The organism is Streptomyces sp. NPDC001415, from assembly GCF_053597395.1.
This window is the reverse complement of the sequence record NZ_JBSFIE010000056.1, coordinates 23,192-29,191: the sequence shown is the minus strand read 5'-3', so window position 1 is coordinate 29,191 and position 6,000 is coordinate 23,192. Positions and strand designations below refer to the sequence as shown.

The following is a 6,000-nucleotide window of genomic DNA, read 5'->3' as shown; positions in this document are numbered from 1 at the left end:
GTCCTGGAGCGAGCCGTTCAGGTCGTTGGTGATCTCGTCCGCGTGGTTCTTGAAGGAGTCGAACGCGGCCTTCCCCGCCCCGTTGAACTTCCCCTGCAGCGGCTCCGCGGCCGCCACCAACTGCCGGATCAGCGTGCCCAGATCAGAACTCGAACCGTCCGTGCTCTTCCCCAGGTCGGACAGCGTCGTGGACCCCATGTCGAACTTCACGCACACACCCCCGTAATCGTCATCTCCAGCGGGCTTCGGGCTTTCACGGGCTACCCCTGCGCCTCATACGCCCCACCGGACTAAGTCCATCTCTATCGAACGGGCGTTGCAGACGCAACGCGGTTCCGAGCCAAGCCCGCGAAGTCGAGCCATCCGCCCTGCTGGCCTCTCGAACGCGGTGCTCATAGCTGGTGGCCATCGTGACCACCTCCTCTACGACGCGCTGATCGTCCAGAAGCCCGAGCGGCAGGGGCGGTGCCTTGCCAGGCACCTGAGCAATCCGGCCATCGCCTCTCAAGCCGTAATCCACCCCGCCGCACGCTGATGCGGGTCCGGGGTGACGTCAGATCTGGCCCCTCAGGGCTTCTCCCTACCGTCGGCCTCCGCGAGGGTGTGCGCGACGAGGGCATTCGCGTGGCCGTGCCCCAGACCGTGTTCACTCTTGAGCCATCCGACCAGCTCCATGTGCTTGGCCAACGGCGAAGTACGGATGAGGTCCTTCCACTCGGCTATCGGCCGGCCGTACTTCTTCTCGATCGACGGAAAATAGCTGGCGGGACCCTTCACGCTGTCAGTCATGGCTGCAGTCTGGCACCCGCCACTGACAACGCCGCCCTCTGGAAGTCTCGACTGAGGCACCCGCTGTGCCGGTTCAGTCTGGATGGACGAGGCAGGAGGCCCCCGGCGTGGCCGGCACCACCACCAGTCCTGGCTCGGATCCGGCACCGCGCCCGAAGCAGCGGCCCCTCTCCGAGGAGTACAAACTGCGGACAGTCCCGAGTATCGCGCTGCGCCGTCCGGCGGAAAGGTGCGATCGCGCGCCCGCGAGCGGCTGTCCTACTCGCACGTCATCGCTGAAAACCTTCCGCGGTGAGCAGCGTGGCAGCGTTCGAGCCGAGCGTGGCCGAGCTGACGGCTCGCTGCGTTCCGAACGGGGAGGGTTGGTCCGCGTTCGGTGAGGTGCGGGCCTCTGGCGAGGTCACGATCTGCGTTGTTGCGGCCAGGTGCTGTATCCAGTCGGACGTGGCGATGAGCTACTCCTCGGCGGCCCACGGCTTGCCCAGGGTGATGTTTCTGAGCAGGATCCACGCGCGCAGACGGTGGGTGAGAGAGTCGCGATCGGCGATCGCCTCGGTCATGCTCGGAGTCCACGCTCTGACTGGGGCTTTGTCAGCAGGCGGGCGACCGGGGTCCCGATGGCAGCGCACCGCGCTGTCCGTCATCGTCGTGTCCTGGTCGTGCAGAACGGCGGTCACTGGTTTTGGCCTGGCCAAGTTGCCACAAGGTCGTCGTAGCTTGCGAAGTTGGGGCCGGGAACTGTCTCCGCGATCGGCTGACCGTTCAGCCAGCATATTTGCAAGGTGTCGCTCTCGGTGTCGAGCAGGCAGCACACTCCGCCGCTGGCAATGGTGAGGTCGGTGAACACTGCTCTGACGCTTGCGGACCGCTCGAACATGCGACTCATCCCCGTCGTAGCTGCGGTGAACTCCAGTAACGCGTAGCGGGGGTGCAGCCAGGACGCGAAGTGAACCGTGAGGTAGACGTACCCGATCGCAACTCTCCCGAGCTCATCCAGTTCCGGGTCGTAGGCGGTGCTGACGTATGCGCGCACCGCGTCGTCGAGGCCGAACATGATAGAGGTGTCGAGTTCAAGCGTTCCGCGTGTGGAGCAATCGAGTGGCTTGCTCTTGAAGTTGGAGGTGAACGGAACGGCGACCTGGTCGCCGCCGGGCAAGGTGAGCGCAAGCGAGGGCACTCGACGGGTTCGCGGCGCCAGCGCGGCGAGCTCGACCAGTGCGTTAGTGACGTTCTGAGCAGGCAGAAAGATCTCGTAGCTGTAGTCAAGCCCCATACGCCCCACCCCCCCACAGGCCGAGCCGAATCTTCCCATGGGATGTCCCCACGAGGCCTGGGTATTTTCCGGGGGAGGTGGCCGGTTTCAGGCTGCGTGGACTTCGGGCGTTCGATGAGGTGGCCGCGTTCGAAGTGGGCTCCTGCTCGGATGAGGGCGACGGGGTGGGGTACGTTCACGGCTCGCCAGCGGGGCTCGGGCGGCCTTGGCGAGCGTGAAGACCATTGCCTGGGCGGCAGCGCGGGAGCCGACTCCTTTGGCGACCTTGGTCCGCAGACGGATGGGGTGCGAAGGTCGACTCGATCGGATCTGTCGTCCGCAGGTGGGGCCAGTGCTTGGCGGGGAAGCCTCAGGCGACTCCATCAGCCCCCGGGGGAGACCAGTTCGCGGTGCACCACATTGCCTGGTGGCACGTCAACAGCCCTTCTGTGACGCTTCCTTGCTCACTTCTGCGCAGACGGCCAGCCCGGTGCCCAGCACCGCAAGTGCCAGACATTCGGCGGTCGGGACGTCAGTGTTCTTGTGTGGAGAACCCCAGGGTCCGTTGCCGAACTGCGAGCCAGCGAAGCCGAGTGTGCCCTGGATGCCGATGACCCAGCCGATGGACCCGACTACCTGCTTGGTGATGTTCGCGTTCATGGCTCCGCGGTCTCGCTTCGGTGGACCTTATTTCTCGTGGCCGAGTGGAATCGTCCGGCCCGCAACGGCGAGGCCAAGCGGGCCGGATCACAGCTGTCCAAGCTGTTGCGGCAAGTCATCGAGTCGGTCAACGAGACCTTCAAGTGCCGGCTCGACCTCGAACGGCATCGCGGCCGAACCCCCAATGGTGTGATCGTCAGCGCGCTCCAGCGCATGCACGCGCTGATCGCCGCTATCTGGCACAACGAGCACACCGGGCAGCCCCTTATACGATCGCTGACTGCATACGATTCCTGATCTCGTTGTCAGGCTGCGGCCGTGACGGGTGGTATCGCCTCATAGCACCGTCGTCACGGAGCCAGGCCCACAAGACATTCACGCGCTGCCGGGCAAGGACAGCCTGGGTGTGCCGCTTGCCCTCTGCGCGCTTGCGGTCATAAAAGCGACGCGATTCATCGCAGTAGCGGATGCTGACCAACGAGGATGCGTAGAAGACGCGTTGGAGACCGCGGCTGTATCTCTTGGGCCGGTGCAGATTGCCGCTGATCTTGCCCAAGTTACGAGGAGCTGGGGCGACACGGCGAACCCCGCGAGACGGTCAGGATGTACTACGTGGTGCTCGCGGCTCCTACTGTAATCAGCGGTCAGGCCGTCGTGAGGCACTGGGCGGCCAGGTTGGGGGAGCCGTCAAGGGCGACCCTACGGAAGCCATATCCGGTGTCTCTGGGCCTCCAGACCCTACAAGTGGCCTTGATCAACCCGAGCAAGAAGGTAGGACCCTACGAATGGCTCGCTCATCTCGATCAACAAGGTAGGGGCCACTGACGGCTTGAACCGATCATCTACGGTTTCGGCATGACGACTATGGAGCCCCGCCCCGATCTTCGGCCCCCCGGCCTGAACGCCGACGAGAAGACCACCCTGCTGACCTTCCTGGACTACCTGCGCGAGTCCGTCCTCGCGAAGGTTGTCGGCGTCCCGGAGCCGGCGGTCCGCACGGCTGGTGTCCCTTCCGGGACCAGTCTGCTCCAGCTGCTCAAGCACCTGACGGCCGTCGAGCTCAACTGGTTCGTCTGGGCCTACACCGGCGCCGACCGCGAGTGCTGGGAGGATGAGGGTGCGGTGTCCGCCGATGACACCGCGTCGGACTTGGCGGACGCCTATCGCGAGGCAATCGCCCGGGCCAACGAGGTCGCCCTCGCCTGCACCGACTTGGACCGCCCCGGCGCTCGCTCGCTGCGCGAGACCCCGCCGCCGTCGATGCGCTGGGTGCTGGTCCACATGATCGAGGAGACCGCCCGGCACGCCGGTCACGCGGACATCCTGCGCGAGCAGATCGACGGCTCGATCGGGCGGTGACGCGAGTGCGGTAAGTCAGGTGCGGTCGCACCGACCAACCAATGATGCGAGCCCTGATCGCCCACGACCACTAAACCCTGTGGAATCGATCTCTAGCCACCTCTGCATGTTTGCCAGCGCTCAACCCAGGTCAGCAACTCCTGGACAAGTCCGGTGCGTGAGGGACATGCGTCGACTCAGCGGAGTCGTCAGCGCGGATGGGGCCGTACAGCTGGGCCGCCTGGATGCGGGTGGCCCCGGGGCGTGGCGTTCCGTCACGCCGGCATGGGGCCGCCGCCTGCCCCGGGGCGAGGGCAGCATGGCACTCAAAGGCTGGGCCGGGTGGAGTGGTTCGTGTGGGGTGGCTGGCAACCACCGTGTGCACGGGGTCAGTTGGTGCGGTACACGCCGGCTGCCTGCGGTGCGGGAACGATCGGGGCGGGCCGTTGCCGGGTGGCCGGGGCGCGTGTCCGGTAGGTGAGTGGTGATTGACCGCGGCGGGGGTGGCTGCTGCAATGGCGGCATGTTCTCCGCGACGTTCCTGGTTATCAGGGCTCACATCGACTTCGGTCGGGTGTGGTCCGCCGCGTGTCGCTGACCGCGCACTCGACTCGCCAGGATCCATCCCTTTCGTCCCGGAGTCGCCATGCCTGACCGCACCCCCGGTATGCCCGTCCGCCTCGACCCGCGTGGGCCGCGCTTCGCCGCGCTGCTCACCACCCTTGTTCTGCTCGTGGTCCTGGTCACCGGCAGCGGTGTGCTGCTCGCGGGCCAGGCTGTTGTTTTTGCCGTCGGCGCGGTTCTGGGGCTGCGCTGGTCCCCGTACGGCTGGCTCTACCGTCGGCTGGTGCGTCCCCGGCTCGGGCCGCCGCAGGAGCTTGAGGACGAGCGGCCGCCGCGGTTCGCGCAGGCGGTCGGCCTGGGCTTTGCGGCTGCCGGGGCGGCGGGATACCTGTCCGGTGCCACCTGGCTCGGTATCACGGCGAGCGCCGCGGCGCTCGCTGCCGCCTTTCTGAACGCCGTCTTCGGCTACTGCCTGGGCTGCGAGCTCTACCTGCTCGCGGTCCGCAGCCGGGCCCGGCTGCGCCACGGATGAGGTCGCCGTGAATGATCTGACCGGACTGATGGTGGCCGCCGTAGTGCTCGCGGCAGCGACTGTCTTCGGGCTGGTCCGTGCCCGCAGCGGCGGCAGGCTGCGTGCGGAGGGCCGGGGCGACGTGCTGCGGTTGTCCTCCGGTGAGCTGGGTGTGGCGCTCGGCGAGCGGGCGACGCTGGTGCAGTTCTCGACGGCCCTCTGCGCCGCCTGCCCCGCGACACGGCGTTTGCTGGCCGGCGTGGCCGCCCAGACGCCTGGCGTGCGCCATGTGGAGATCGACGCCGAGACCCGGCTCGACCTGGTTCGCCGCGTCGACGTGATGCGTACCCCCACCGTGCTCGTCCTCGACCGCACCGGTCGCGTCGTACGCCGCGCCTCCGGGGCGCCGACCAGGGAGGACGTGGTTTCGGCGGTGGAGCAGGCCACAGCGGATTGAGAAGGCTTCCGCATTCTGAACGTGATCGTTCGGTTCCGGGCGGGCGAGCCCCGAACGCCGGTTGGTGGCAGGGGAGTTGAGGTGCTTCGGTCGTCAGTCTCGTGGGGGTTGTGGGTCGTCGGTGATCGGTTTGCCGGAGGCCCGGGAGGAGAGTCCGCGAGGGATCTGCTGGGCTCTGGTAGGGGGCCGAGCGGATGCAGACCGCGCTCGTATTGGTGGAACATGCGCGGGTGAGGCTGCCGGAGCGTGGGAGACGGTGGCCGAAGTCCTTGATGAAGAGTCCGTCAGGATGGCGAGTTGACCCGCAGTGCGGTAGCCGCCTCGATCGTTCCGTATCGGGGTGGGATGCCGTCGTTCAGGCGCTCGCGCGCGAGTACCCGTAGCCCTTGCGGATGCTGGCCGTGCCGGACGCCGCCGACGGGAAGCCGT

6 protein-coding genes and 4 pseudogenes are annotated in these 6,000 nt (G+C 67.0%); 4 read left to right on the top strand and 6 right to left on the bottom strand.

What is annotated here, in order from left to right:
* The 5 genes and pseudogenes from ACWC2B_RS36615 to ACWC2B_RS36595 form a co-directional block, all read right to left on the bottom strand.
* A pseudogene (locus tag ACWC2B_RS36615) lies at positions 1-210 on the bottom strand (hypothetical protein); the annotation flags it as partial.
* Positions 211-567: 357 nt separating this feature from the next.
* Positions 568-789 carry a DUF4287 domain-containing protein gene (locus ACWC2B_RS36610; protein WP_450724436.1) on the bottom strand — a complete coding sequence of 74 codons (222 nt, stop codon included), beginning with the start codon at positions 787-789 and terminating at the stop codon, positions 568-570.
* Between the two features lie 673 nt (positions 790-1,462).
* Complete coding sequence (locus tag ACWC2B_RS36605; protein ID WP_450724434.1) at positions 1,463-2,062, bottom strand: hypothetical protein; 600 nt, start codon at positions 2,060-2,062, stop codon at positions 1,463-1,465.
* Positions 2,063-2,148: 86 nt separating this feature from the next.
* Positions 2,149-2,408, bottom strand: a pseudogene (locus ACWC2B_RS36600) (IS256 family transposase); the annotation flags it as partial.
* Between the two features lie 68 nt (positions 2,409-2,476).
* Positions 2,477-2,701, bottom strand: coding sequence for a hypothetical protein (locus ACWC2B_RS36595; RefSeq protein WP_450724432.1), 225 nt, complete (start codon positions 2,699-2,701; stop codon positions 2,477-2,479).
* Between the two features lie 51 nt (positions 2,702-2,752).
* Here ACWC2B_RS36595 and ACWC2B_RS36590 point away from each other — a divergent pair.
* Positions 2,753-2,998: pseudogene (locus ACWC2B_RS36590) on the top strand (IS982 family transposase); the annotation flags it as partial.
* Positions 2,999-3,006: 8 nt separating this feature from the next.
* On the opposite strand, the pseudogene ACWC2B_RS36585 reads toward ACWC2B_RS36590, so the two are convergent.
* A pseudogene (locus tag ACWC2B_RS36585) lies at positions 3,007-3,304 on the bottom strand (IS110 family transposase); the annotation flags it as partial.
* Between the two features lie 261 nt (positions 3,305-3,565).
* Here ACWC2B_RS36585 and ACWC2B_RS36580 point away from each other — a divergent pair.
* The 3 genes from ACWC2B_RS36580 to ACWC2B_RS36570 all read left to right on the top strand — a co-directional run bounded on the left by ACWC2B_RS36580 (position 3,566) and on the right by ACWC2B_RS36570 (position 5,571).
* Positions 3,566-4,060: a DinB family protein gene (locus ACWC2B_RS36580; protein ID WP_450724440.1), complete on the top strand. Its 495-nt coding sequence runs from the start codon at positions 3,566-3,568 to the stop codon at positions 4,058-4,060.
* Between the two features lie 625 nt (positions 4,061-4,685).
* A complete protein-coding gene (locus ACWC2B_RS36575; protein WP_450724430.1) occupies positions 4,686-5,135 on the top strand; it encodes a DUF4395 domain-containing protein in 450 nt (149 codons plus the stop codon).
* A gap of 16 nt (positions 5,136-5,151) precedes the next feature.
* On the top strand, positions 5,152-5,571 hold the full coding sequence (locus tag ACWC2B_RS36570; protein ID WP_450724438.1) for a TlpA family protein disulfide reductase: 420 nt from the start codon (positions 5,152-5,154) through the stop codon (positions 5,569-5,571).
* Positions 5,572-6,000: the final 429 nt, after the last annotated feature.

Bases quoted from the DNA above. Each gene is read 5' to 3' on its own strand.
- ACWC2B_RS36610 (WP_450724436.1), bottom strand. From the start codon at position 789: ATGACTGACAGCGTGAAGGGTCCCGCCAGCTATTTTCCGTCGATCGAG.
- ACWC2B_RS36605 (WP_450724434.1), bottom strand. From the start codon at position 2,062: ATGGGGCTTGACTACAGCTACGAGATCTTTCTGCCTGCTCAGAACGTC.
- ACWC2B_RS36595 (WP_450724432.1), bottom strand. From the start codon at position 2,701: ATGAACGCGAACATCACCAAGCAGGTAGTCGGGTCCATCGGCTGGGTC.
- ACWC2B_RS36580 (WP_450724440.1), top strand. From the start codon at position 3,566: ATGGAGCCCCGCCCCGATCTTCGGCCCCCCGGCCTGAACGCCGACGAG.
- ACWC2B_RS36575 (WP_450724430.1), top strand. From the start codon at position 4,686: ATGCCTGACCGCACCCCCGGTATGCCCGTCCGCCTCGACCCGCGTGGG.